18 protein-coding genes are annotated in these 25542 nt (G+C 54.3%); 5 read left to right on the top strand and 13 right to left on the bottom strand.

The window, feature by feature from the left end; all coding sequences use genetic code 11:
- Positions 1-236: 236 nt before the first annotated feature.
- From NP596_RS11040 to xrtA, 6 genes are all read right to left on the bottom strand, one after another.
- A complete protein-coding gene (locus tag NP596_RS11040; protein WP_256615408.1) occupies positions 237-995 on the bottom strand; it encodes a hypothetical protein in 759 nt (252 codons plus the stop codon).
- Between the two features lie 546 nt (positions 996-1541).
- A complete protein-coding gene (gene sufB / locus NP596_RS11035) occupies positions 1542-2990 on the bottom strand; it encodes a Fe-S cluster assembly protein SufB (RefSeq protein WP_256615407.1) in 1449 nt (482 codons plus the stop codon).
- A 16-nt stretch (positions 2991-3006) separates the two neighbouring features.
- Positions 3007-3456, bottom strand: coding sequence for an SUF system Fe-S cluster assembly regulator (locus NP596_RS11030; protein ID WP_256615406.1), 450 nt, complete (start codon positions 3454-3456; stop codon positions 3007-3009).
- 77 nt (positions 3457-3533) lie between these two features.
- Entirely contained in the window at positions 3534-4808 is a 1275-nt protein-coding gene (corA, locus tag NP596_RS11025) for a magnesium/cobalt transporter CorA (RefSeq protein WP_256615405.1), read from the bottom strand.
- Between the two features lie 92 nt (positions 4809-4900).
- Positions 4901-6301, bottom strand: coding sequence for a mannose-1-phosphate guanylyltransferase/mannose-6-phosphate isomerase (locus NP596_RS11020; protein WP_256615404.1), 1401 nt, complete (start codon positions 6299-6301; stop codon positions 4901-4903).
- Between the two features lie 70 nt (positions 6302-6371).
- Positions 6372-7868: an exosortase A gene (xrtA, locus tag NP596_RS11015; RefSeq protein WP_256615403.1), complete on the bottom strand. Its 1497-nt coding sequence runs from the start codon at positions 7866-7868 to the stop codon at positions 6372-6374.
- A 115-nt stretch (positions 7869-7983) separates the two neighbouring features.
- On the opposite strand from xrtA, the gene NP596_RS11010 reads away from it, so the two are divergent.
- Positions 7984-9570, top strand: a complete 1587-nt coding sequence (locus NP596_RS11010; protein WP_256615402.1) for an acyl-CoA ligase (AMP-forming), exosortase A system-associated — start codon at positions 7984-7986, stop codon at positions 9568-9570.
- An 8-nt stretch (positions 9571-9578) separates the two neighbouring features.
- Entirely contained in the window at positions 9579-10814 is a 1236-nt protein-coding gene (locus tag NP596_RS11005) for a pyridoxal-dependent decarboxylase, exosortase A system-associated (protein ID WP_256615401.1), read from the top strand.
- Positions 10815-10996: 182 nt separating this feature from the next.
- Here the strand turns inward: NP596_RS11005 and NP596_RS11000 are convergent, their stop codons facing one another.
- A complete protein-coding gene (locus tag NP596_RS11000; protein ID WP_256615400.1) occupies positions 10997-11596 on the bottom strand; it encodes a carboxymuconolactone decarboxylase family protein in 600 nt (199 codons plus the stop codon).
- A 182-nt stretch (positions 11597-11778) separates the two neighbouring features.
- Here NP596_RS11000 and NP596_RS10995 point away from each other — a divergent pair, with 182 nt between their 5' ends.
- Positions 11779-12660: a helix-turn-helix transcriptional regulator gene (locus NP596_RS10995; RefSeq protein ID WP_256615399.1), complete on the top strand. Its 882-nt coding sequence runs from the start codon at positions 11779-11781 to the stop codon at positions 12658-12660.
- 75 nt (positions 12661-12735) lie between these two features.
- Here the strand turns inward: NP596_RS10995 and NP596_RS10990 are convergent, their stop codons facing one another.
- Complete coding sequence (locus NP596_RS10990) at positions 12736-13743, bottom strand: cytochrome-c peroxidase (RefSeq protein WP_256615398.1); 1008 nt, start codon at positions 13741-13743, stop codon at positions 12736-12738.
- A 248-nt stretch (positions 13744-13991) separates the two neighbouring features.
- Between NP596_RS10990 and smbP the strand changes: the two genes are divergently transcribed.
- On the top strand, positions 13992-14330 hold the full coding sequence (smbP, locus tag NP596_RS10985) for a small metal-binding protein SmbP (RefSeq protein ID WP_256615397.1): 339 nt from the start codon (positions 13992-13994) through the stop codon (positions 14328-14330).
- Between the two features lie 121 nt (positions 14331-14451).
- Here smbP and NP596_RS10980 read toward each other — a convergent pair whose 3' ends face one another.
- The 5 genes from NP596_RS10980 to NP596_RS10960 all read right to left on the bottom strand — a co-directional run bounded on the left by NP596_RS10980 (position 14452) and on the right by NP596_RS10960 (position 23004).
- Positions 14452-16791 carry a TonB-dependent receptor gene (locus NP596_RS10980; protein ID WP_256615396.1) on the bottom strand — a complete coding sequence of 780 codons (2340 nt, stop codon included), beginning with the start codon at positions 16789-16791 and terminating at the stop codon, positions 14452-14454.
- A 141-nt stretch (positions 16792-16932) separates the two neighbouring features.
- Positions 16933-20913 (bottom strand): cobaltochelatase subunit CobN, encoded by a 3981-nt coding sequence (locus NP596_RS10975; RefSeq protein ID WP_256615395.1) that lies wholly within the window; start codon positions 20911-20913, stop codon positions 16933-16935.
- A complete protein-coding gene (locus NP596_RS10970; protein WP_036278116.1) occupies positions 20900-21235 on the bottom strand; it encodes a DUF2149 domain-containing protein in 336 nt (111 codons plus the stop codon). Before NP596_RS10970 ends, NP596_RS10975 begins: the two co-directional genes overlap by 14 nt.
- Positions 21213-21818, bottom strand: a complete 606-nt coding sequence (locus tag NP596_RS10965; RefSeq protein WP_256615394.1) for a MotA/TolQ/ExbB proton channel family protein — start codon at positions 21816-21818, stop codon at positions 21213-21215. Before NP596_RS10965 ends, NP596_RS10970 begins: the two co-directional genes overlap by 23 nt.
- 13 nt (positions 21819-21831) lie before the next feature.
- Complete coding sequence (locus tag NP596_RS10960) at positions 21832-23004, bottom strand: HupE/UreJ family protein (protein ID WP_256615410.1); 1173 nt, start codon at positions 23002-23004, stop codon at positions 21832-21834.
- Positions 23005-23432: 428 nt separating this feature from the next.
- Here NP596_RS10960 and NP596_RS10955 point away from each other — a divergent pair.
- Positions 23433-25542 (top strand): acyltransferase family protein (locus tag NP596_RS10955; protein ID WP_256615393.1); only part of this gene is annotated, 2110 nt, incomplete at its 3' end.

The following is a 25542-nucleotide window of genomic DNA, read 5'->3' as shown; positions in this document are numbered from 1 at the left end:
AGAAAGTATCCAAAGAAAAGGCAACCCGGATGCCGCGTATTCCCTGCGCTCCTCAGGTTTGAGCGGGGTTTTCCGAAGGGGCCTCCCAGCCCCTGCGGAAAACGCGATGCATCCCTGCATCGCCCCTGCGGGCTAATCCGCTCAAACCCTCCGGTGCTCGGCGCGGCATAACGGGAGAAAACCATCCTGTGTAGGGTTGGAAATTTTGCTCACCGCTGGGTTTAACCGTGTGGGCACTAAATCGTGCCCACCCTACCGGGCTTTACAGGATTTGCAGATGTACGCTTCCACCTTAATACACGGAAAAAAGTGAAGCCAGTGACCATCAATATCCAGGTTTCAGGCGCTGGAACAACCGTGTTTGGTACCATCCGAAAGTTGGAAATCACTCCATTCACCTGTCCGTTGACACCGCCATTAACTTTGATGTTAAAGCTCGTGTCTATCAGAGAACTTAATATTTTCTGAAGGTTAGATTCACTGAGAGCATAATCGGTGATCGTATTTGATAATGCAAAAAGGCCGATCTGGGTATGTAATTGTCGCGTGACCGGGGTACCGAACTCGTCGTTAATCTCAACTGGCCCACTGAATCCCTCAAATAGCACGGTGTCATATGTGACGTCGCTCGAAGGAATATCTTGAACAATAATACCCCGCCGGTCATATAACCCGATAACAGATGAATCAATGAGTCTCAGTGAATTGCCATCAAACGTAATATCTACAGTAAACGGGGCGATATAACTAGCGTTCACTTCCGACACGATCGTTTCACCGACAGAAACAGGTTGGAACATAAAGGTGGTTGTTCCTGAGCCATGCGTACCTTTTGTGAACAATGCACCACTCAGCGTCTGACGATAGGTGTCTGAGGTGACTTCGAAATCAAATCCATACGTCACTGTTTCCTGTATCGCTGCATGCGAAGCATCAGCAAATCCAATGCACGCAGCTAACAATGCCATGGTTACCGTTTGTTTTAATCTAACCATTTCTTTAATCCTTTGTATTGGCAGGTATTTTTATTAATGCTGACTTATAATTCATTCCCACACGCCTCGTGGGAATGAAGCAAAGCCTACAAATTCTTACCTCATCAAAATTATCAGCTCGTAGGATGTGCTGAACGCAGTGAAGCGCATCGATCGCGAATGATGCGCCTCCTTTCGTCGGCAGTTTCTACAAATTCTTCCCAAAACCAAATCATCTGACCACTTTAAATCCCGCGACGGGATTTCTCCCCTGATGCCGCACCGAGCACCGGAGGGTTTGAGCGGATTTGCACGCCGTTCAAAGCCTTCGGCGCGCAGGATTAACGCGGCATGGGGTGTCGTTTCTTTTGGGTACTTTTCTTTGGACAAGCAAAGAAAAGTACCGCGGTTGTCGGTCCGCGAACCGACATCAAAACAACCCGTCGCGACAGCGACACAATCCCCACAGACGCTGGAGCGTCCGTCACCGCATTCCCACGCCGGAGCGCGATAAAACCTGCCGGAAACGCTAGCGCTTATTCCGGCCTACAAAACTACAGAAATCAACTAACCAACCGCCCCTTCCAAACTGATCCCCAACAACGCCTGCGCCTCAACCGCAAACTCCATCGGCAATTCCTTGAACACTTCCTTACAAAACCCGTTCACAATCATCGACACCGCATCTTCGGCGGACAAACCGCGTTGCTGGCAGAAAAACAACTGATCTTCGCTAATTTTGGAAGTAGTCGCTTCGTGCTCGACTTGCGCCGTGGGTTGTTTGACTTCCACGTACGGAAAGGTATGCGCGCCGCATTTATCGCCAACCAACAACGAGTCACACTGGGTGTGATTGCGGGCGTTGCTGGCTGATTTGGCGACTTTCACCAAGCCGCGATAGGTGTTTTGCGCCCGGCCGGCGGAAATACCTTTCGAGACGATGGTGCTGCGGGTGTTTTTGCCGATGTGTATCATCTTGGTGCCGGTGTCGGCCTGCTGCAGGTTGTTGGTCAGAGCCACCGAATAAAACTCGCCGACCGAGTCGTCGCCCAGCAGCACGCAGCTGGGGTATTTCCAGGTAATCGCCGAGCCGGTCTCGACTTGCGTCCAGGACACTTTGGAGTTATGTCCGCGGCACTCGGCGCGCTTGGTGACGAAGTTGTAAATGCCGCCCTTGCCGTCCTTGTCGCCGGGATACCAGTTTTGCACCGTGGAGTATTTGATTTGGGCGTTGTCCAGCGCCACCAGTTCCACGACAGCGGCATGCAGTTGGTTTTCGTCGCGCATCGGCGCGGTGCAGCCTTCCAAATACGATACGTGCGAACCTGCGTCGGCGATGATCAAGGTTCTTTCGAACTGGCCGGTGTTGGCGGCGTTGATGCGAAAATACGTCGACAATTCCATCGGGCAGCGCACGCCTTTTGGGATGTAAACGAAGGAGCCGTCGGTAAATACCGCCGAATTCAAGGCGGCAAAAAAGTTGTCGCCGGGCGGCACCACGGTGCCGAGATATTGTTGCACCAACTCGGGATAATCGCGCAAAGCCTCGGAAATCGGGCAGAAAATCACCCCCGCGTCTTTCAGCTTCCCTTTAAACGTAGTGGCTACCGAAACGCTGTCGAATACCGCATCCACGGCGATACCGGCCAGACGCTCTTGTTCGTCCAGCGGAATACCCAGTTTTTTGTAGGTATCCAGTAACTGCGGGTCGACTTCGTCCAGACTTTTCGGGCCGTCTTTTTTGGACTTGGGGGCCGAGTAATAGCTGATGGCTTGGTAATCGATAGGCTCGATTTTAAGCTGCGCCCAATTCGGCGACGGCATGGTTTGCCAGTGGCGAAAGGCTTTCAAACGGTATTCCAACATGAACTCGGGTTCGTTTTTCACCAAAGACAGTTTGCGGATCACATCCTCGTCCAAACCGGGCGGAAAGGTATCCACTTCCAGCTCGGTGACGAAACCGGGCTTATATTCTTTATTGATCAGATGTTCGATTTCTTGTGCGGTCGCGGACATGGGCGCTCTCGATAAATTAACGGTATAAACGGCTGAGAGGGATACTGACTTCCGCCGGCTGCTTGAAAGGCAGAATCATGTCGGCCAAGGTCACGGATTCCAATGCATGAGCAATCTTTTGATTGATCAGATGCCAGTTGCCCTGTATCCGGCAGCCGCTGGCTTGATCGCAGCCTTTATGCGAGGCCGAACATTCGGTCAGGGCGATCGGCCCTTCCAGCGCACCGATGACCATGGCCAGCGTGATTTTTTCCGGCTCGCGGGCCAACGCATAACCGCCCTTGGCACCGCGCATGGACGACAACAATCCGGCCTTGGTCAGGATTTTCAAAATCTTGCTGACGGTCGGCAAGGCGATACCGGTGACTTCGGCCAGCTCCAGCGCATCGTGCAAACGATGCGAGTCTTTGGCGATCACGCTTAATACCACCGTGGCATAATCGGTTAGCTTGCTTAGTTTCAACATGGCCCTCTCATAATTGGGACTATTTTAGTCTTATTTAATTCCCGAGTAAAGCAGTCGGTTATTATTTTCGGCCCTGTTTACCTGAGCCAACCCTTGCGGCGGAAAAACAAATAAGGCAACAAAATGGAAAACGCCATCATCGACAAGGCAAACGGATAACCCAACATCCAGTCCAATTCCGGCATATGCGTAAAGTTCATGCCGTAAATACTGGCGATCAAGGTGGGCGGTAGCATGGCAACCGAGGCCACCGAGAAAATTTTGATGACTTTGTTTTGGTTGATATTGATGAAACCGACCGTGGCATCCATCAAAAAGTTGATTTTGTCGAATAAAAACGCCGTGTGGCTGTTCAACGACTCGATGTCGCGCAGAATCTGCTGCGCATCTTCCAGTTGCGCCGGCGAAAGCAATTTACGCCGCACCAGAAACGATACCGCCCGCTGGGTGTCCAGCATATTGCGGCGAATGCGGCCGTTCAAGTCTTCTTCTTCGGCAATGTCCGCCAGAATTTGCTCGGCATCCTCGTCGCTGACGTTCTGGCTCAAAACCTTTTTACTGACCGCTTCCAGTTCGGTATAGATGTCTTCCAGCGAATCGGCCGAATATTCGGCCTCGGCGCCGTATAAATCCAACAGCATGTCTTTGCAATCCGTGACAAAGCCGGGCTGGTTTCTGGCGCGCAAACGTTGCAGACGAAACACCGGCAACTCTTCGCTTCTGATCGAGAACAGCATGTTTCCGCGCAGTACGAACGCCACCGGCACGCTGCGGGATTTGCCTTCCCTGTCCAATAAAAAATCGGAATGGATATGGATTTCGTCTTGGGCGACATAAAACCGGGCGCTGGCTTCCAGGTCGGTCAGGTCGTCCGGCGCCGGCAATTCCAGGTCGTAATGCTGGCCTATCAGGGTGCGCTGGGCCTTGGTCGGCGCCAACAAATCGATCCAGATGGGATTAACCGCCAGCAAATCGTGGCGGCAGGTGATGGACACTTTTGACAAGCGCCCTTCTTTCAACTCAAAGGCACTCATTTGGCCTTCGCCGCAGTGCGGTTCCCGGTCGCCGACCAATTGCTCGCGCAGGGTATCGGAAATTTCCCATAACACGTCATCCTGGCGCGTTTCGGCAACTTGTTCCCAAACCAAATGCGCGTCTTCCAAGCTCAAGGCCGATAATATTTGGCCGATTTCGATGGGGGACAATTTCCCCAACAGCGTATTCAACTCGGCCATATGCTGTTTTTGCACCAGCGATATGACCAGTTTACGGCGCGGCAGCGGCTGATTCTGCACCATGCTTTCCACCAGCCGGTGTTTTTTCAATAAATCGTTGACGGCTTGAAGCTGCAATAGAAACTCCCGGGTAAAGGTAAATTAGCAACTGATATGATAACCGACCTTACCCGGACTACGCGCCGAATAGCCCGGATCAGCCGGTTCGGTTAAATCCGGCCATAATTATCCTGGTAACGGACGATATCGTCTTCGCCCAAGTAGCTACCGGACTGCACTTCGACCATTTCCAGCGGAATCACGCCGGGGTTCTCCAGACTGTGCACCACGCCAACCGGAATATAAATCGACTCGTTCTCCGTCACCAGCACCTCTTGGCCGTCCTTGGTGACCCAGGCAGTGCCTTTCACCACCACCCAATGCTCGGCGCGATGGTGGTGTTTCTGCACCGATAGCTTGGCGCCCGGTTTAACCACGATACGCTTGGTATGGTGGCGGTCGCCGGTATCGACCAGATCGTAGTGTCCCCAGGGCCGGTATACCTTGCGGTGGACATGGGCTTCGTCGCGCTTTAAGGCCTTCAACTGATCGACGATGGCTTTTACATCCTGCACCCGGTCTTTGGACGCCACCATCACCGCGTCATCGGTTTCCACCACCACCAAATCCCGTACTCCGATCACCGCCACCAATTTGTTGCTGGAATGGATATAGGAATTGCCGGTATCGATGGTCAATACATCGCCCTTGATGGCATTGCCGGCTTGGTCCTTGCCGGTGACATCCCATAGGGCCGACCAGGAACCGACATCGTTCCAACCGGCATCCAGCGGGATAACCGCGGCTTTATCGGTTTTTTCCATCACCGCATAATCGATGGAATCGGCCGGACAGGTTGAAAAAATCTCTTTATCCAAGCGGGTAAAGTCCAGATCGGTTTTGGCGGCTGCCAGGGCTTCCCGGCAGACTTTCAGCATTTGCGGATTGAATTTTTCCAGTTCAGCCAAAAAGATCCCGGCCTTAAAGGCAAACATGCCGCTGTTCCAAAAATAGTCGCCGCTAGCCAGATACGCTTGCGCGGTTTCCGCATCCGGTTTTTCCACGAAAGCGGCCACCTTAAAGCCATCGCCCACCTGCTCCGCGCCGGCTTTGATATAGCCGTAACCGGTTTCGGGCGCACTGGCGACAATGCCGAAAGTAACCAGCAAATCCTGTTTAGCCAATTGCTCGGCTTTCGCAATGGCCCGATGAAAGGTCGACGTATCGGCAATCACATGATCGGCCGGCAATATCAGCAACACATCGTCCGCCGATGCCGCGCTTAAGGCCGCCATGGCAACAGCGGGGGCGGTGTTTTTACCCACGGGCTCCAAAATGATCGCGGCCGGCTTACTGCCGATTTCCCATAATTGTTCCGCCATCATGAAGCGGTGGTCTTCGTTGCACACCGCAATCGGCGGCTGCAGACCGGATACCCCGCTTAACCTTAACAACGTTTCCTGTATCATGGTTTTACCGGAAACCAACGGTAAAAATTGCTTGGGATATTGTCCTCGGGACAAGGGCCATAACCGTGTTCCGGAGCCTCCCGAGAGTATGACGGGTATCATATAAATTTTCCTTTTCTCATGCGTTACAAGTAAAAACCGGCTACGGTTCAATTCTGCCTTTAAACTAAAACTATTCGCAACAGGCCAAGGCAATTTTTTGCAACCTATCTCTTGCCTGCCGGTAATCGCCATGCGGCGTTTGCGTATACAAAACCGCCATCACTTCCGGGGAAGCGTCGCCACTCAAGCGCTTGAGTAATTGCAGCCATTTAGCGTAATAACGGTTGGCGGTATTGGTTTGGCCTATCCGATACCAGCGTAGGACCAATAAATACTGCTGGCCATTGGTAATAACAACCTCCTCTACCTTGGTAGGCTGCGCGGGCCAATCCATGGAACGCAGGGAATCGTCGATGATTTTCCAGCCAAGTTGGTCTTTCGAAATCAAGGTATTTTGCGAATTAATTAATTCCCCCCCCTGGGATTCATCGCCAAAGTTGGCGAAATAGATTCCGACAACCTGCCCGTCTGCGCCGACCGAGCGTTTTTCAGCCGCCATTACCCCCTTGAAGAGCGGCTCCCACGACCAAACAGGCGCGGCACCGGCTTCGACGGGCAGATTTTGCAACAAGGCGGCTGGAATACTCGCCTTAATCGACTGGCGGGCATGCAATTCCGTTGCCGCGAGAGGCCACATCGCAATACCTATAAATGTAATCGCGCCAGTCAACAAAATATGGCTTTTCGGGCTTACTAGGATAATTTCTCCAGCTTCCGTTTGATTGGCATCGCCGGCCGATTGATCCTGCCAAAAGGAGCCAATATAAAAAAGCAACAACATAACCAAACCAAAAAAAAGCCAACCATATATGATGTGATCGACGCCCGTCGCCAACTTCATGTCGCTTAAATGCCCAATCATCACGATCATGTAAGCCCGCAAGCCATTGGCCAGGATCGGCACCAGAATGGATGCCAAAATAAAAATCAGACGCTTTACATAACGGGTGTAATTCAAGTACGCATAAAGTAACCCCAAGGTAATCGATGCGATTAAGTAGCGGATACCGCTGCAGGCTTCAATGACCGACCAATTACCCGAAGTCAACGTAAAATGCAGTCCTTCCCGATAGACGCTGATACCGGTCAACCGCAACATGAACACCACAAAGCTGGCGGTGTACTCCATCAAAAACGGCACGAAATCTTCGCCGAACGGCACCATCAGGAATAAGAAAAACAACGGAAACAGCATGCTGCCGGCAACCTGGGTACCGAGCACGCTCCATATCAAACACACCAACATGCCGACCAAGGCAAACTGTTCGACCACCAGCACTCCGGTAATTTCAGCCACTAACCAGCCGAATCCGCAGGCCAGCAGCATCGTTATGCCGAGATAACTCGGCGTCGGCCGGAGTTTTACGTACAAATCTCTTCTCGTCATAATCAGCCATAAACTGGCCGGCAACACTAAGTAACCATGCGCGAACGTATCCGAGCGGGACCAGATATCAACTATGGATTGCCAGCTTTCCCAAAAAGACAGGCCAAAGACTAGCGTCAGGATAAGCAGTGCCGATAGCGGCCTTTGCCAATGCGCCGGCAAGCTGCCGAACTTCAACATATCGGGCGCTCCGTTAAAAAACAGTTAAAGAAATTGTGGCCGGAGTGGGTGATATCAGTAGATTCTGCTACGATAGCTTGCATAGTGCGTCCCTAAAATTTGGTTTAATTTCGACATGGCAACCTGTTTACATCAATTATTGTTCGACAACCTGGATACGGCGGCGGATTCCGATGCCATCGTGCATAAGGATAGCCGAATTAGTTATCATCAACTGGCCCAACGAGTTGAATCTCAAGCCCAAGCCTTGCGAAGCCTGGATTTGAAACGCCAGCAGCGCGTTGCGATTTACCTGCCTAAACAAATAGAAACCGTCGGCAGTTTCCTGGCCGTTTCCCTGGCCGGCGGCGTGTTCGTGCCGGTCAATCCGGTGCTTAAGGCGCCACAGGTTGCCCATATTCTCAACGATTGTAATGTCAAAATCCTGATTACTTCGCAAAGCCGCCTGCAAAGCCTACAGACCGTGCTGCATGAATGCACCGATTTACATACTATCATTTTGGTCGACCAGGATTCGAGCGGCGCGCAGGATCCGTCGCGGCAGATCGTCGACTGGCCGACTTACAGCCGACTGGCCGACGCCTGTCCGCAGCGCGCCGTTACGATGATAGACACCGACATGGCGGCCATCTTGTATACCTCCGGCAGCACGGGCAAACCGAAAGGCGTGGTGTTATCCCATCGGAACATCATCGCCGGCGCCCAAAGCGTCGCCGAGTATCTGCGCATTCAGGCCAGCGACAGACTGCTTGCCGTGCTGCCGTTCAGTTTCGATTACGGCCTGAATCAGCTTACAACCAGCCTATTGACCGGCGCAAGCTGCGTTTTACTGGACTACCTGCTACCCAAGGATGTCATTAACGCCCTGGGCAAATACCGGATCACCGGGCTAGCCGCCGTTCCGCCGTTATGGGCGCAATTGGCGGACTTAAACTGGCCTGAATCGGTCGACCAACACTTGCGTTATATGACCAACTCCGGCGGAAAAATGCCCAAAGCCGTACTGCAAAAACTGCGCGCCAAGGCGCCGAATTCGCAATTTTTCCTGATGTACGGTCTGACGGAAGCCTTCCGCTCCACTTATTTGCCGCCCGAGCAAATCGACCTGCGCCCGGATTCCATGGGCAAAGCGATTCCCAATGCGGAAATCATGGTCGTCCGCGAGGACGGCAGCCCCTGCGCGCCGCACGAACCCGGCGAACTGGTCCATCGCGGCTCCCTGGTCAGCCTGGGTTACTGGAACGACCCGGCCAAAACCGCGGAACGCTTTAAACCCGCTCCGGGGCAATTATCGGGCCTGCCGTTAACCGAGATAGCCGTCTGGTCCGGCGATACCGTGACGATGGATGACGAGGGTTTTTTATATTTTGTCGGCCGCAAGGACGACATGATCAAAACGTCGGGTTACCGGGTCAGCCCCAGTGAAATCGAGGAAGTGGTCTATGCCTCCGGCCTGGTCAAGGAAGCCGCCGCCATTGGCGTGGAGCACGCCAGCCTGGGCCAGGCAGTCGTCGTTGTCGTCAGCCCGCAACCCGATGGCGAGTTCGATCCGCTACAACTGCTGGACTGCTGCAAAGCCCAACTGCCCAATTTTATGGTGCCGGCCAAAATTGAAGCCCTCAACACCTTGCCGCGCAATCCCAACGGCAAAATAGACCGTAAAATCCTAAGCCAACAATTCGCCAACTTGTTCCAGTCTTGATAGCGACCATGAATTCAACCGCACCGAAGCACATAAACCTGCATACTTTCGCCGTCGCCGACGGCCAACTCGTGCTCGGCAATATGCCGCTTAGCCGGTTAGCCCAGCGGGTAGGCCACACCCCATTTTATGCTTACGACAGGCAGGCGCTGACGCAACGCATGCAACAACTGCGGCAGGCCATGCCTGCCGACTTGAAAATTCATTACGCGATGAAAGCCAATCCCATGCCGGCAGTGGTGCAACACATGGCGACGCTGGTGGACGGCTTCGACTTGGCTTCGGCCGAGGAAATGAAAGTCGCTCTCGACACCCCCATGCCGGCCGAACACATCAGTTTCGCCGGGCCCGGCAAACGCCCGCTGGAATTATCCCAAGCCATCGCCGCGAGCGTAACGCTCAATATAGAATCGGCTCACGAGCTGGAAACCATAGTAAAACAATGCGAATGCCTGGGCTTAAACGCAAAAGTGGCGGTCAGGATCAATCCTGCCTTCGAATTAAAAGCATCCGGCATGAAGATGGGCGGCGGCGCCAAACAGTTCGGTATCGACGAAGAACAAGTGCCGGACATATTAAAACGCATAAACGTATTGGGCTTGGACTTTCAAGGCTTTCATATCTACAGCGGCTCCCAAAATCTGAAAGCCGATTCCATCATGGAAGCCCAGCAAAAAAGCCTGCAATTGGCTGTGCAACTAGCCGAATATTGCCCGTCTCCGATCCGCAAATTGAATATCGGCGGCGGTTTTGGCATACCTTATTTTCCGGGCGATACTCCCTTGGCGATAGAACAAGTCGGGGAGGCATTGGCATCGGCAATGGCGCTGACGCGCCAATCGTTGCCGGAAGCGGACGTCATAATCGAATTAGGCCGCTATCTGGTCGGCGAGGCCGGCATTTACGTCACCCGCATCATCGATAAAAAAATATCCAGAGGCCAAACCTTTTTAATCGTCGACGGCGGCTTGCACCACCATCTTGCGGCCTCGGGCAATTTCGGCCAAGTAATCCGTAAAAACTACCCCATTGCCATCGGCAACAAAATGCATGGCGAAGCGTTGGAAACCGTCAACATTGTTGGGCCGCTATGTACGCCTCTGGATATATTGGCGGACAAAATGACGCTTCCCAAAGCGGAAATCGGCGATTTGGTGGCGGTTTATCAATCGGGCGCTTATGGCTACACCGCCAGCCCGACCAAGTTTCTAAGCCAGCCCGATGCGCGGGAAGTGCTGGTTTGAAGCGCTAATCATTCGGTGCATCCAGCCTTGTTCGCCGAGCGGAGTCCACGCCGCGGTTTTTCAGGCCGCGTGCCGTCCCGCGGAGTAGATGGGTTCGAGTTTTCCTACCCGATGCCGAACAGGCGCGGAAAAACCCGCGCCTGCAATCGCTCGAGTTGTTTCGGGACTCTCCCCGGCAACCATTAACCCGGCTCATCTCGCGAAGCGCATCGATTGCTCGCGCATTGGCCCGGTACTTCCCAGGCTTCGGCCTGGAATGCGCTATCCAGCGGCGTATCGATGAGATGATTGCTGTAATTGCTGAGGGTTTTAAAGGTGACGCCCAATACCACTTCCAACACTTGCGCCCGACTGTAGCCGGCCGAGATAAATTTATCGAAGGCTTGGCCGCGAACCACGCCGCGATTTTTCACCACATTGCGGGTAAAATTTGCCAGGGCATCCAGCTTTGGGTCCGGCAGCGGTTGCAGATTTCTGATGGCATCGACAACGGCCGGATCGGCCTTGACCATGTGCTTGGCGATCGTCGAATGCGCCGCCACGCAATATGTGCAATGGTTCTCGGCGCTGACGGCCAGCAATACCACTTGCCTTTCCGTCGGGCTCAACGAGCTTCGATCGAACAGCGCGGTCAACTCGATATAGGCTTCCAAGGCCACCGGCGCTTCGGCCAAGCCGCCGTGCAGATTGGGTATGAAACCGTATTTTTTCAGCGATCCTTGCAACAACGCCTGCGCGCCGGCGGGTGCGCTCTGGATGGAATGAATGTTAAATTGGGACATGCTGTCTCTCCTATCGTTTAAAAACATAAATGAGGTTATATGCCGATGCGAAAGCGCGACGGGTACCAGCTTGCCGTGGGTTGGAAACGCTCTCGTTTCGACGGCTACAGATTAAGCAATTCGGCCGCCGCATCCCATGCCCGCTGTTCCGGCATCCTTGTCCGATCTTCCGGGAGTAGCCAATGGATGCTTTAACACCGCTGATCAACGGCTTGAATCTGCATGCCAAGCTGATTTATTCCGGCGGCGTCTGCGGACGCTGGCTGATGGATCACAATTCCGAGACATCGGTGTGGTTTCATCTGGTCAGCAAGGGACAGGGCTTTGTGCATTCGCCGCGCTGGCCAGCGCCGTTAGCGCTGAATACCGGCGATCTGATATTGTTTCTGCCGCACGCCGCCCGGCATTTTTTGTCGTACAGCCCCGAGCATTTGCCGGACAACGATCGGGACACCCGCTTGACAGACTGGCTGGATGGCGAAGCGGCCTTTGTATGCGGAGAAATCGAGCTGGCCGCGCCCAAATCGAGCTTGTGGCAAGCCCTGCCCGCCGAAGTCGTGATTAGGCGGAACTTGGCCGGTAACATGCTGCCCCGCTTGATTGAACTGGTGATTGAAGAAACTTCGACGCAAGGCTTCGGTTCCGACTCGGTTATCGAACGCTTGTGCGACGGCTTATTTGTGCTGCTGATCCGTTACTGTATCGAGGAAGGCTTGGTGCGCGAAGGCGTGTTTGCGGCCATGCAGGATAAGCGCCTGGCGACCGCGCTGGGCTTGATTCATCAACAGCCCTGGCATGCCTGGACGCTCAACGAATTATGCGCGCGGGCCGGCATGTCGAAATCGGTGTTGTCGGAGAAATTTAGCGCGCTGATCGGCCATTCCCCGATCGGGTATCTGACGTCCTGGCGCTTGCAAATCGCCGCCCACTGGCTGCTGGAGCCGGATATGACGGTGGAAAAAGTCGCCGAACGCTGCGGTTATAATTCGGTGCCCGCGTTTAGCAAAGCCTTCAAGCGGCAGTTCGCACAACCGCCCGGGGCGTTTCGGCGCCATAAAGAGTAAGGCCGTTAAGCATAGAGAATGGCAGCCATAGCGCATAAAAAAGGGGCTTTGCAGCCCCTTTCGCTATTGAACGGCTTAGTTGAATGAACTGCCGGGCGTGCCGGGTAAGGCCGGCATGGTTTGTTTTGGAAACTCGCCGGTCAGGGCATTCAAAAACGCCACGATGTCGGCCGTATCTTCGTCGGACAAGTCTTTATCCAACTGCAATTTGGCCATCAGTTTTACCGCTTTGTCCAGCGTTGGCACCGAGCCGTTATGGAAATACGGCGCGGTCAAGGCGATATTGCGCAGGGTCGGCACTTTGAACATATGTTCATCGCTGTCTTTTTTGCTGACTTCCGCCAAGCCTTTATCTTTCTTGAAGTGGTATTGGGCTTCGAAATAGCCGTTCGGATGCATCGGGAATTTCTGGAACATGCCGGGGCCGTTGAATGCAGGGCCGCTGTGGCAGCTTGTGCAGCCCAGTTCGACGGCTTTTTTCATGCCCCGCACTTGTTGCGCGCTCATGGCGTCCGTGTCGCCGTTGACATATTTGTCGTAGGCGCTGTTAGGGGTAATCAAGGTTCTTTCGTAAGCGGCAATCGCCTTGGTGGCGTTTTCCTTGGTGATGGTCTCGTTATCCTGGCCGAACGCCAAATCGAAGGCCTTGCGGTAACCCTTGATGGTTTTCAAGCGGGCCACCACGTCATCCCAGCTTTTCATACCCATTTCGATCGGGTTGGTGACCGGGCCGGCGGCTTGAGCCTCAAGGCTATCGGCCCTGCCGTCCCAGAATTGGACTTTGTTGAACGCCGCGTTCCAGACCGTCGGCGCGCTGCGGCCGCCGGTTTGGCCGTTAACGCCCATCGAGTTGGGGCGATTGTCTTCGCCGCCCAGCATGGTATTGTGGCAAGACGCGCAAGATACGGTGCCGGTCGAAGACAGGCGCGGATCGTGATACAGCATTTTGCCCAATTCGACTTTTTCCGGCGTGGTTGGATTATCGGCGGGCGCGGGCGCCGTGGTTGGCAAGGCTTCCGCGGCCATTACAGAGAGCGAACCGGTCAATGCAATCGCAGCGACCAGCATCCGAATTTTAAACATGTCATCCTCCAGTATTGTTATTGTTAGTAACGAGCTTGAATTGTAAGGTAAAGCAAGCGGCTAGGTAAATTTTATTGCAGCGGGAACTATTTGGATTTACCGGCATCCCCTTTTTGCATTCAACCGGATGCGAACATAATAATGCAGTACCGATTTCGGCGTTTTGCGGTAGTCGCGTTTGCAAACAGGCTTTGCGGCCCACCACCTGAGCGTCGAAATACGCCTATCTTTTCAACCCAGGGGGAGTTATGAAAAAGTTAGCACTCATCACCGGCGGCATCATGCTGCTATTCAGCAGCGCCATCTTCGCCGAACCGCACGCCGACGCCGCATTGAAACACGCCAAGGAAGCCGTGGAGCACGGCAAAATGGGCCACTCCGCAGTTTTGGTCGAACATGCGGAAACCGCGCTGGAACACGCCAAACAAGCCAAGGAAGCCGCCAAGGGCGACGACGCCAAACACCACCTGCACGAAGCAGTGGAATCGTTACAACAGGGTATAGAACACGGCAAACTGGAACATGCCGAAATGGCCACCCATGCCGTGGAAGACGCGGTAAAACATATCGAAGCAGGCAATAAATAAATACCCCTGCGCTGGGCATGCCGCTCGCAACCGCGGCATGCCCAGACCTCACCAAACCCAGCAATTTCAATCCCGTCCGTCGGCAAACAGACAGGTGTGACGCCGGACACGCCAAACCGTTCTAAAAACTATACGAAATCTCGCCGTAAACAGACCTGCCGGCTTGCAAGTAAAACTGGGAATATTCCCTATCCAGCAAGTTGTTGACCGAAAACGACACATCGATATTTTGGGTGGCCTGAAAAGCCATCCGGGCATCGACCAGAAAGTACGGATCGTAGCTGCCTGGCCGACCGGTAGCTGAATCCGTATTCAAATCGTTAAATGTTGGCTGACTTACGTATCGACCTATAATTCCGCCCGACCATTTGTCGTATTTAATATCCAATCCGCCGCTGAACATGGTTTGCGGCAGTTGCTGCATCTGCTTTCCAACAATAGCGGAGTCCGCAGTGTTTTCAGTAATGACCGAATCATTCAGAGTATATGTACCATTGAAGTGCAACCAATCCCAATACAATCGTTGCCTGAGCTTGACTTCTACACCCTCGACTTCTGCCGCTCCGGCATTTTGTTTTTCAGCCAATCTTGGGTTAGCACTTGGAAGACTGATAGTTTTATTATAAATCAAGTCCGATATGTAATGATGGTAATAACTGGCGGCGATAGTAGTACCTTCAAACGGATTGGCCTCCCCACCCACTTCCCATGAGTACATTTTTTCTGGTTCGAGATTAGCATTAGGCTCAGTAATAACAGCCGAAGTAATGCTACTTCCGTAAAGCTCAAAATTTGTGGGAGGACGAAACGCCCAACCTGTTGACGCAAATAATTTGTATCCATCGGCAGGCAACCAGGTCAAACTGAATTTCGGGTTAAATTGGCCTACGGAATGTTCCTGATAGTTTCGATTGAATGCCGTCGATGCGTTCATATTCGAACCTGAAGTCGACCAATCGTCGTAACGAACCCCCAAATGAGCAATCAAATTTTTCCTAAGCCACAATTCATCTTGAATATAAGCAGAATAAATACTGGATTCGCCTTTGCTCAGTGCGGTTAAGGTTGTGGTGGAATCGGAGTTTCTCCAGTTACTGAGATTGTATCTGGATTGGCCTTCCAGGGTCGTCTGGCTGGAACCAAAGCCTACGGTTACAAAATTTCTTTCATTCCATAAGAACGGGAAACGTAGCGAGACATTACCGTCTATCCGATTACTGGGTGTTAGCGTTATCGTACCGGCTCCGCCATTTAGCGTTGCGGAGGTACCGGGGCTTGTGGAGGATGTTTCGGTTTGCATATACTGAAAATCAACGTTTAACTTTATATCGCTGCCAAAATCGTGTTTCAGATGGGCAAAATATCGCCGGGTATCTTCAATACCAGGAAGAAAGTGCATAAATGAGTTTTCGGTTACTGCGTATCGTCGCCCATCGATATTGATGTTGCTACTACCGCTACCAATACTAATCGGCGTACCGTCAAGTCGGGTCAGATAACTGTTGAAACTACCGTTGTCGTTGGTCTCGCCTCTGCTCCAACCCATGCCGCCATCGATTTGGGTTTGCGGACTCAAATCGTAGTAAAGATGTAATGACGCATTATTTTGCTCCCAAGGCCTACGGCCTTTGTCGCCGATAATGTATTGTGCTGTTTGGCCGGTATTATTGGTGGTCGGAATGGCGCCGATCACAGGTATCGAGCCGCCGTTTAAAGCATTACCGCCTCTGTTAAGCGTCACGTAATCGGAAACGGCCCAGTTATCACTCTCCATGTGATTGAAGGTCAAAGAGATGCCTAAACCGTTTTCAAAGCGATCCCGGTAGCGCCCCTTAATCCCCCATTGATCGACCGCCGCGCCCCCGGCACCAACAGTCAATTTCCCTTCACGTTTGGTCGGCACCTTGGAAATCACGTTCAACACGCCGCCCATGGCGCCGCTACCGTATAGCGCCGAGAACGGCCCTGGCACGTATTCCACTTGTTGGGCGTCATCCATGTTGAGCATGTTCCAGTCGACGTTGCCGTTATTGGGCGTGTTAACCGGTAAACCGTCCATTAGATAAAGAGAACGGTTAGTACCGCCGACGCCGTGAAAGCTGGAATAGCTTGTGCTGGACCCTGGAAAGTGAGTGCCGTAAGCACCACCGCGCAAATAAATGCCAGGTATGTCTTTTAATGCGTCGCCCAAGCGTTGCACCAACCGGTTTTCGGTATTATCGGTCGTGATGACGCTGACATTGGCCGGCGCCATCCAGGCTTCCATTTCCGAGCGAGTAGCGGAAATCACCATGGTTGCCAGTTCCTCATCGTCCTTGGTTTTGGTTTTTTTCTTGGCTTTCTCGCTTGGGCCGTCTTCCGTGTTTTCGGCCAGTCCGGTTTCCGCGTCTTCCGCCCATGCAAAATCGAATGTTGCCGAATTCAGCAGAGCAAGCAGGGTAATAATCTGTAAACGTGACAAAGTAGTTTCCTCCAAATATCGGGAACGGCCACGGGTTAGAACGCGACATGGCCTGTCATTTGTTAATTTTTTAATAAACAAGGCCTTTCAACCTTGCAGAACCCGGCAAGCCGCTTAAATAGACGCTTGCCGGATTAGGTTTTACCGGCCCTTCGATTGACGTTCCTCCAAAACCCCGCGCAAATACCCGGCCAAAAACAATAAACCGATACCGATTGCCAACCACCAGCTTTGCTCCGGACTCAGCGCTGGTTGTTGCTCAGAGTTTTCGCTGGCAGTTTTCTTCTCTTCCATCTCATAGCCTTCCAATGGCTTGGCAGCGTCCGGCGCGGCTTGAGATTGGACGGGCTGTTGCCGGGCTTGGGCTTGTTGCTGAGTCGTCTGTGGTTGCGGTTGCGGTTGCGGTTGCGGTTGCGGTTGCGGTTGCGCCGCTGCCGCTGATACCGGTTGGGCTTGCGCGCCAGGCGCCGCGGCTTTCATGACCTTGGCCGCGTCCTGCTGTTCGGCCAGTTTGGTGATTTCCGGGCTGCTGCAGGTGTCCTTGTTGCAGGCCACGCCGGCCTTGGCGATCACTTCCTTGTTCACCTGTTCCAACTTGGCTTTCACCGCCGGGTCGGCTTGCCAGTAACCCTTGTTGATCGCCACCAGCATGCGGTCGACCATGGCCTGGTAGGCCAGCAGGTTGTCGGCTTGCTCGAACTTCTTCTGGATATCCAGCTGGTATTTGTCCTCGACATAGGTTTCGTATAGCGCTTGCCATTTCTCGGCGCCGACAGCTTCCGGCACCGTCACCTGCCAGCCCCAGAGGTTTTCCGCCACCATATTGATGAAGCGGGCGCCGGCGTAACCTTCCTTCAACATCGACTCTATCCATTTCGGGTTCAGGTAACGGCTCTGCATTTCCCGGCCCTGATAGCGCTCCAGACTCATGGTCTTGGCGGCGGTCGGGTCGGCCAGATCGGCGACCAGCACTTCCGGGGTTTTGCCGTTGACTTGCCTTGCCGCCATCGCGGTGCCGCCCAGATATTGGAAGAAGTCGTCGCCGTCCAACGAGGCGTAGACGTTGCTGGAACGGCTGTGAATCACCGCGTCGGTGTCTTTCAACGACAATTTGAATAAATCCACCGCCAGCGCCGCGTCCTTGCTGGCCGCTTCGCCCCAATGGCCGCGGCCGTAAACGTGGTGCATGCGGTTGAAGAACACGTCGGCCAGTTGTTTTTCGTCGTTCCAGGTGTTTGACAGCGGAATGGCCCGGTCCAGATTGGTGCCGTAAGCCCCGGACGGCACGCTGAACAAGCGGGCCGAGGCCATATCCAGCGCTTCCTCAGGTGGCAAACCGCGCTTGATCAGTTCGGCCTGGGTTTCTTTGATATGCCGGCGCAACGGATTATCCGGCTCGTCCTGTTCCTGGGCCTTGGTTTCGGCTTGATCCAGCAGCTTGATCACCGAGGCGAACAAGTCGCGGTATAAACCGGACGGAATGATGGTAACGTCGACGCGAGGCCGGCCCAACTGCTCGCGGGCGATCACATCGACGCCCTGGGTGCGGCCGCGTTCGTCCCAATGCGGTTTGACGCCGAGCAGATGCATGATTTCGGCTTCCATCACGCCTTCGTGGCGCGAGCTTTCCACGCCCCACAAATTGAACACCAGTCGCTCCGGATAGTGGCCGTGTTGCTTTTTGAAATCGGCGACCACTTGCTCGGCCAGACGCGCGCCTTCGTTGTACACCGCTTCGCTGGGAATTCGCGACGGGTCGAATCCGTACAAATCCTTGCCGGTCGGTAAGGCGTCCGGGTTACGCAACGGGTCGCCGTCGCTGCCGGCCGGGATGTAGCGGCCGGACAGGGCATCGATCAGCGCGTTCATTTCCGCGTTGGCGCTGTCGGCGATCAGCTTGGCCATGGCCTGGACTTTTTGCTTCAACGCTTCGCCTTTCAGTTTGGGATCGCGGGCGACGATGGCTTCGGCGAAACGCTGTCTAGCCGTTTCGTCCGGCGCTTTGCCGAAGGTATGCAAACCCATCGGCACTTTCTTCTCGCGGATTTCCTTCAGATAGTGTTCCAGCTCTTCCAGCTGGTCGCCGGTTTCTGCACGCTCCATTTTCAGGTCTTTCAGCAGGCCTGCCTTGCCGGCAATCTGGTTGATCTCGTCCAGTCTAATCTTCGCCAATTGCTCGCTTTTTTGCGCGGCGACGTTGTAGTCGTCCAGCAAACCGGCCAATTTAGCCAATTCCGGATTCAGATCGGCTTTGTCCAGCGGCGGCGTCATGTGGGAAATAATCGTTGCCATCGCCCGCCGCTTGGCCTGCAAGGCTTCGCCGACGTCGTCCATGATGTAGGGATAGATTTGCGGCACGTCGGCCATCAAGATTTCGCCGGGATCGGCGGCGGTGAAGCCGACTTCCTTGCCTGACAGCCATTCGTGAGTGGCATGAGTACCCAAGTGGATCATCGCATTAGCGCCAAAACCTTTTTGCAGCCACAAGTAAAACGCCACATATTGATGATGCGGCGGCATGGTGACGTCGTGGTAAAGTTTTTTGACGTCCTGCTCCCAGCCGCGCGACGGTTGCGGCGCCAGCAATAAGTTGCCGTATTGCAGCGCCGGCAGGATCAAAAAGCGCTTGCCCTTGGCGTCGGTCCAGGCGCCGATTTTGCTGTCTTCCGGCTTGCCCCAAGCTTTCAGCATCGCCGCCTTGAAGGTTTCCGGCAAGGCATCGAACCATTTTTGGTAGTCTTCGATCGGCAACAACACGGCGCGGCCGCCGGCGGCGGCTTCGGCGATGGCGCCCGGCTCCCAGTTACCCAGATTGATACCGTGATTTTTTACGGCAGCTTTCAAGGCGTCGCCGTCTTGCGGCGCATCGCCTAATTGATAACCTTCCCGGCGCATCCGCTCCATGATCAGCAGCAGCGATTCCGGCAATACATTCAGATACGAGGCGCCGATGTTTTCCTTACCGGGCGGGTAGTTGTAATACAGCAAGGCAACTTTCTTGTCCGCGTTGGCGGTACTGCGCAATGTCGCCCATTTGTCCAGCCGGTCGGCGTAGCGGGCGACACGTTCAGGGATCGGCACTTCGCGGACGAAATCCTGGCCGGTAGCCTGGTCGTGCACGCTTTCCTTGCTGGCCACCACTGTCGGCGCGATTTCGCCGGCGAATTCCGGCAAGGCCACTTGCCAGGCCCGCTCCATCACGTCCAGGCCGGTTGCCGATTCGGTCCATTGCGTCTGGCTTTGGCTGTTCAAGGCGATACCGTTCAAAACCGGCACACCCAGACGCGTCAGCGTCGGTACTGTTTTATCCGGGCTGGCGCCGATTTTCAAGGCCAGTGCGGCGATGGCCTCGACGCGGGATTTGCCGTTGCCATCTACCAGCATTTTTTCCAGGGTTTTATCGTAGGGATAGCCGAAAACAGGCAGCACGTTGTAGCCCTTAGCTTCCAGGTTTTCGGCCAGGTTTTTTACGGTATCGGTTTGCCCTGACAACGCCGAGGAACGATAGAACAGAATCGCGATCCACGGCCGACCGGCCTTATAGCCGGCATAAGCCTTTTGATAGCTGTCGAAATCGGCAAACAATTGCTTGCTGCGCACATCGAAGGCGCCGATGTCCGGTTGGGCTTGCGGCGGCGCGATCTCGGCTCGAACATTTCTGAATTTGGCGACGGCCAGGCGGATCATGTTGGCGGCATTGTCCGCGCCGCCGGCCGACATATAGGCTTGCAGTTCCTTATCCAGTTGCAGACCGTAATCGGCAAAATCGGCGTCGTAACTGAGGCCTACCGCATACAGCTTGCCACCGCCGGCGGCGATCTGTTTGAACAGCTCGCCGCCCTCGCGCAGAATGCCGCGCCCGGTAATTTGCGCCAATACCAGATGGGATTTTTGCAATGCGGCGTTATCGGCTTGCGCCAGCTTGGAGCTGGAGTACACCCGGATCGTCACATCCTTTAGCAAAGCATCGTTTTGCAATTTGGCGGTCGCTTCTACAGCGGTTTGCGAATCCAGATCGCCGAGAATCAGGCTCAGGTTGATCGGCGTTTCGGCCGCGGCCTGACCGGCGGCCAGCCACAACAACAGGGTCAGTAGCCAAGCCAGGTATTTATTCAGGAACATAAACCACCTTGCCGTCATTCAACCGATACGCGGTGCCCAAGCGCTCGCCAGAGCCGCTGAGCTTGCGGTCGGTGACTTTGGAAACCTTGATTTGCGAGCCCTTCTTGCTGACGATTTCCATGGTGCCGTCGGCGTTTTCCTTGGTCATCGTCACCGTCGATTCCGGATTCATCAAATCCAGCATGTTGTAGGCCATGAACAAAGCCACCATCATGCTGACGATGAATACCACGCTGGCATCGAACAGGTTGGCGACGCCGGCTATCGGATCTTCCAGCGGTTCGCTGTTGCGGTGCAGATTAGAGCGTCTCAGATAGCGCATGGCCGTCCTCCGCTATGGTCAGGTCTTGCGCATCCAACACCCGGCTGGCGGCCAGTTCGGCCTGATGGCGCATGGCGGCGAAATCGGCGCGCAGCCATTGCTCGCGCACCAGCGCCACCAGATAGGTAATCACGCCGCAGCCCAAACCGGTGACGGTGGCGGTAAAGGCGGTGACCATGCTGCCGGCCATGCTGGGAATGTTGCCTTGCGCCAGAGCGGCCAACGAAATGCCCATCGGAATCAAGGTTCCCATCAAACCCAACGCCGGACCGAGTTTGATGACGAAACGCACTTGGTCGAGTTTGATCAACTGACGGTGCTCATGGGTTTGCAGCAGTAATTCCAACTCCACGTCCAACGGCGTATGGGTTTGCTGTTGCTTGGCCAAGGCGACGGCCAGATCGAGATTGAACTGCCGCACGGTGCGCGAGCCGGCCTTGCGCCGCTCCAGCCATTCCTGCGCCAGACGGCCGCAGGTATAAATCGAATAGGCCGCCAGCAAAGTAACGATCAGCAATACCGGCAGGTAGAGCGACGACGAGATCATGTAAAGAATGTGTTCTAGCGTGTGTGTGAGTTCCACGTTTCCCCCTGGGTTATGTTGTTGTAGTAGTTATGAAAATGTTTCGAGTGCAGGCAGACAAAGCCTGTGTTTGAGGAATGCGTCGGGGTTGTGCCGGACGGCTTTGAGCGTCAGAAAATGCGCGCCGTATAGGCGTTGCGCAAGAAAACAGGCGTAACAACACTGGCGGACGAGTATCGTCGGCGTTTGCGGTGATGTGTGCGGGTTTTAAGGTATCGCCAAAAGCGGGTTTGGCAAAAAACGATTGAAGCCTTGGGACTTCAAAGTTGGGAATAGAAACGGAATGGAAATTTAAAACGTTGCGCGGCGCGGAAGCATGGCGGATGGCAAGCGGCGGCGAGGTCAAACCGACGCCGTTGCTCGACAATTGTATGCCGGGGGTTTGATTGATATCCGGAAAAAAGCGTTTGAAACTCAACCGGCTTAAAATCGGTTCTTGCGGCCTGGCCAAGCCTATCCAGCCAGCTAAGAACCGGGGCGGCGGCAATTGCCAAGCCATACCCGTACTATCCTGTCGTTCCGAAACAGCCCGATTGTCGGCTAGCGTACCGGTACTCCGCGCGCGGTTGTGCTCCGGTAGCGACAGATAGCTGTTTTGCCGAGTGCCGACCGATGCAAACACGGTATCGCCGGCAGCGATTTTAGCGCCGCCATCAAGCACCGAGCCTTTTGACGCCGCCGCGATAGCCACATTCGACAGCATAAGGCTAAATAGACAGCCGACGGCCAATACCACCAGCTTTGCCACCAGAATACCCGTGCCGTGCAGCAGCAATGTTGCCAGCATGAAACCCAGCGTGTAAGAAATCAGACTGGCGGAGGCGGAAATCTCCTGGCCGTGGGCAAAGCCGTGAAAGAAAGCGAAAAACGCCACGATAAGGACGTTGATTTTACTGCCGAATCGAACCCGGCGAGTAATCAATACCCCAAAAACCGCGCAAGAAAGCAGAATAAGGCCTTCCACGCTAGGCAGAGATAGGCCCGACGCGCCCGCCAAGCCGCCCAAACTCATCACGCCGACGAATGACACCGGCAACATCCAGATAGCCTGTCCGCGTAATTGTGCGGCCCAGATGCCGACAGCGAGCATGGTGACCAAGTGATCCCAACCGGATAGGGGATGCTCAAAACCGCGATGCCAGCCAATTGCATCCAGATCCAAAAATTGCATGCCCAAAAACGCCATCGCCAATATTACAGGCAACCCAATAGACAGCAACAACCGAGAACGGTTGAAACCCGAAGCGGCGAATTTTTTCGAAGCTTTGTTCCGCATGAAAAGTTTAAGGGCCTATAGTTGACGAACTGGGCAAACAGGCCGGCGATAATACTGCAAAATTCTCAAAGCTAGAACAAGCATTTTCAAATTGCGCGCGTTCTTGCGAGAACGGGCGACACACTCCTCCCTGCCGAAACGGCTTTCGCCGTTCGAATATTTCCGGTTATTCGCAGTAAAACAACGTATTTCCCTGTCCGATAAATATTAGCTGCCGCGAGCAGCAAAATCCGAAGTTTATCGTTTAGAATAACCTTTGACTTATTCAGGTTCTCCTCCCCTGGTCACGCCAGTGCGGGCCCGATGACGAACCAAGGCTTCACTGGGTGCCACTATCTATGACTGCTCTTCATCCACACCTTTCACACCCCAAGTATCGTCCGGACATCGACGGTCTGAGGGCAATCGCGGTGCTCTCGGTCATCGCCTTTCACGCCTTCCCCGCCGGCCTGAAGGGCGGCTTCATCGGCGTCGATATTTTCTTCGTCATCTCCGGCTACCTGATCTCCACCATCATTTTTCAGAATTTGGAGAAGGGTACTTTCAGCTTTACCGAATTCTATATTCGCCGCATCAAGCGTATTTTTCCGGCCCTGATCCTGGTGCTGGCGGCCAGCTACGCCTTCGGCTGGTTCGCGCTGTTCGCCGACGAATACAAGCAACTGGGCAAGCACATCGCCGCCGGGGCGGGCTTCGTTTCCAACATCGTGCTGTGGGACGAGTCGGGCTATTTCGACAGCGCCACCGACACCAAACCGCTGCTGCATTTGTGGAGTTTGGGCGTGGAGGAACAATTCTACCTGGTTTGGCCGCTGCTGCTATGGTTTGCCTGGGGTAGAAACTTCAATCTGCTGACCGTAACGCTAGTGGTCGCCGTCGCCTCCTTTTATCTGAATATCAAGGGCATATTGACCGACTCCGTCGGCACCTTCTACTCGCCGCAAACCCGCTTTTGGGAATTGCAATGCGGCAGTTTGCTGGCCTGGATGACCCTGTACAGAAAAGGCGCGTTCGCGGACTTTAAAAGCCGGCTGGACGGCTGGCTGGCGGCCGTGGTTTACCGGGAATCGCAGCATCAGGCCGACGGCAAGACGCTGGCCAACGTGCTGTCGTTTGCGGGCTTAAGCCTGCTGGCATACGGCTTTTACATCATCAACAAGGATCTCGATTTTCCGGGCAAATGGGCCATCCTGCCCATGCTGGGCGCGGTACTGATCATCGCCGCCGGCCCGCAGGCCTGGGTTAACCGCATCCTGTTGTCCAACCGGTTGGCGGTGTGGTTCGGCCTAATCAGTTTTCCGTTGTATTTATGGCACTGGCCCTTGCTGTCTTTTGCCCGGATTGTGGAAACCGAAGTGCCGAGCGCCACGATTCGCCTGATTGCGGTGGCGATGACCATTGTGCTGGCCTGGCTCACCTACAAGCTGGTGGAAACGCCGATACGCCTGGGCAAGCACAGCGGCGCCAAAACGGTCGTGCTGATACTGCTGATGCTGGTGGTGGGCAATATCGGCTACATCTCTTATTTAAAAAACGGACTGGAATTTCGCCAAGCCGACGCCCCCGCCAAAACCAAAATGTTCGCCGATGTAAAAGGCACGGTACTCTACAATACCCCCGAGGACTGGATCGACGAGCGCTGCCGTTCCGCATTGGGCGCCAGCTACGATTATTTGATATGCCGCTTTACCACCGCCACGCCGGGCACGCTGGTGGTCGGCGACAGCCACGCCGCGCAATTCGTCTACGATTCCATTGCCAAAAATTCCAACGATCTGGCGCTGGTGGCGGTCAACGGCTGCCTGCCGTTTATCGATCTGGTCACCATTAACCCGACCGAGGAGTTCGCGGAAAAATCGTCCCGCTGCGGCGTGGTCATGCCGATTGTGCTTAAACTGCTGCGGGATTTTCCGTCCATTCAACGCGTGGTTTTCGCCACCCGCGGCGCGATGTACATCGAAGGCTCCGGTTACGGCGATAGCGAAAAAAAGAACAACTACCGGATTATCAAAGACCCGGACGACCGCTTGGCGGAAAACTACAACCAGTTTATCTCCGGCTACGTGGCATCCATTAACGAGATTTTAAAATTCGGCAAGGCCGTGGTGTTCATTGAAGATGTGCCGGAAATCGGCGTCAGCGCCAAAAATTGCCTGGACGACCGCCCGTTCCGCATCTCGGACAAGGATAGACCCGGCTGCAATGTATCCCGAAAATCCTTCGACGAGCGCAACGCCAACTACAGAAAAGCCGTCGACTCCATTGCCGCCGCCACTCATAACCGGATCCGGATTTTTCCGGCCTATGAATATTTATGCAACCCATCGTCCTGCGACGGTTTGAAGGATGGCGCATCTTATTTTTACGACGACGACCACCTCTCCATGCGCGGCAGCAGCTTTATCTTCAGCAAGTTTGCCGAATGGCTAAGGCAAGTGGCCCCGAAAA

Origin of the sequence: Methylomonas rivi (assembly GCF_024505165.1) — a bacterium.
GTDB classification, from domain to species: Bacteria; Pseudomonadota; Gammaproteobacteria; order Methylococcales; family Methylomonadaceae; genus Methylomonas; species Methylomonas rivi.
This window is presented reverse-complemented; position numbering and strand designations above follow the sequence as displayed.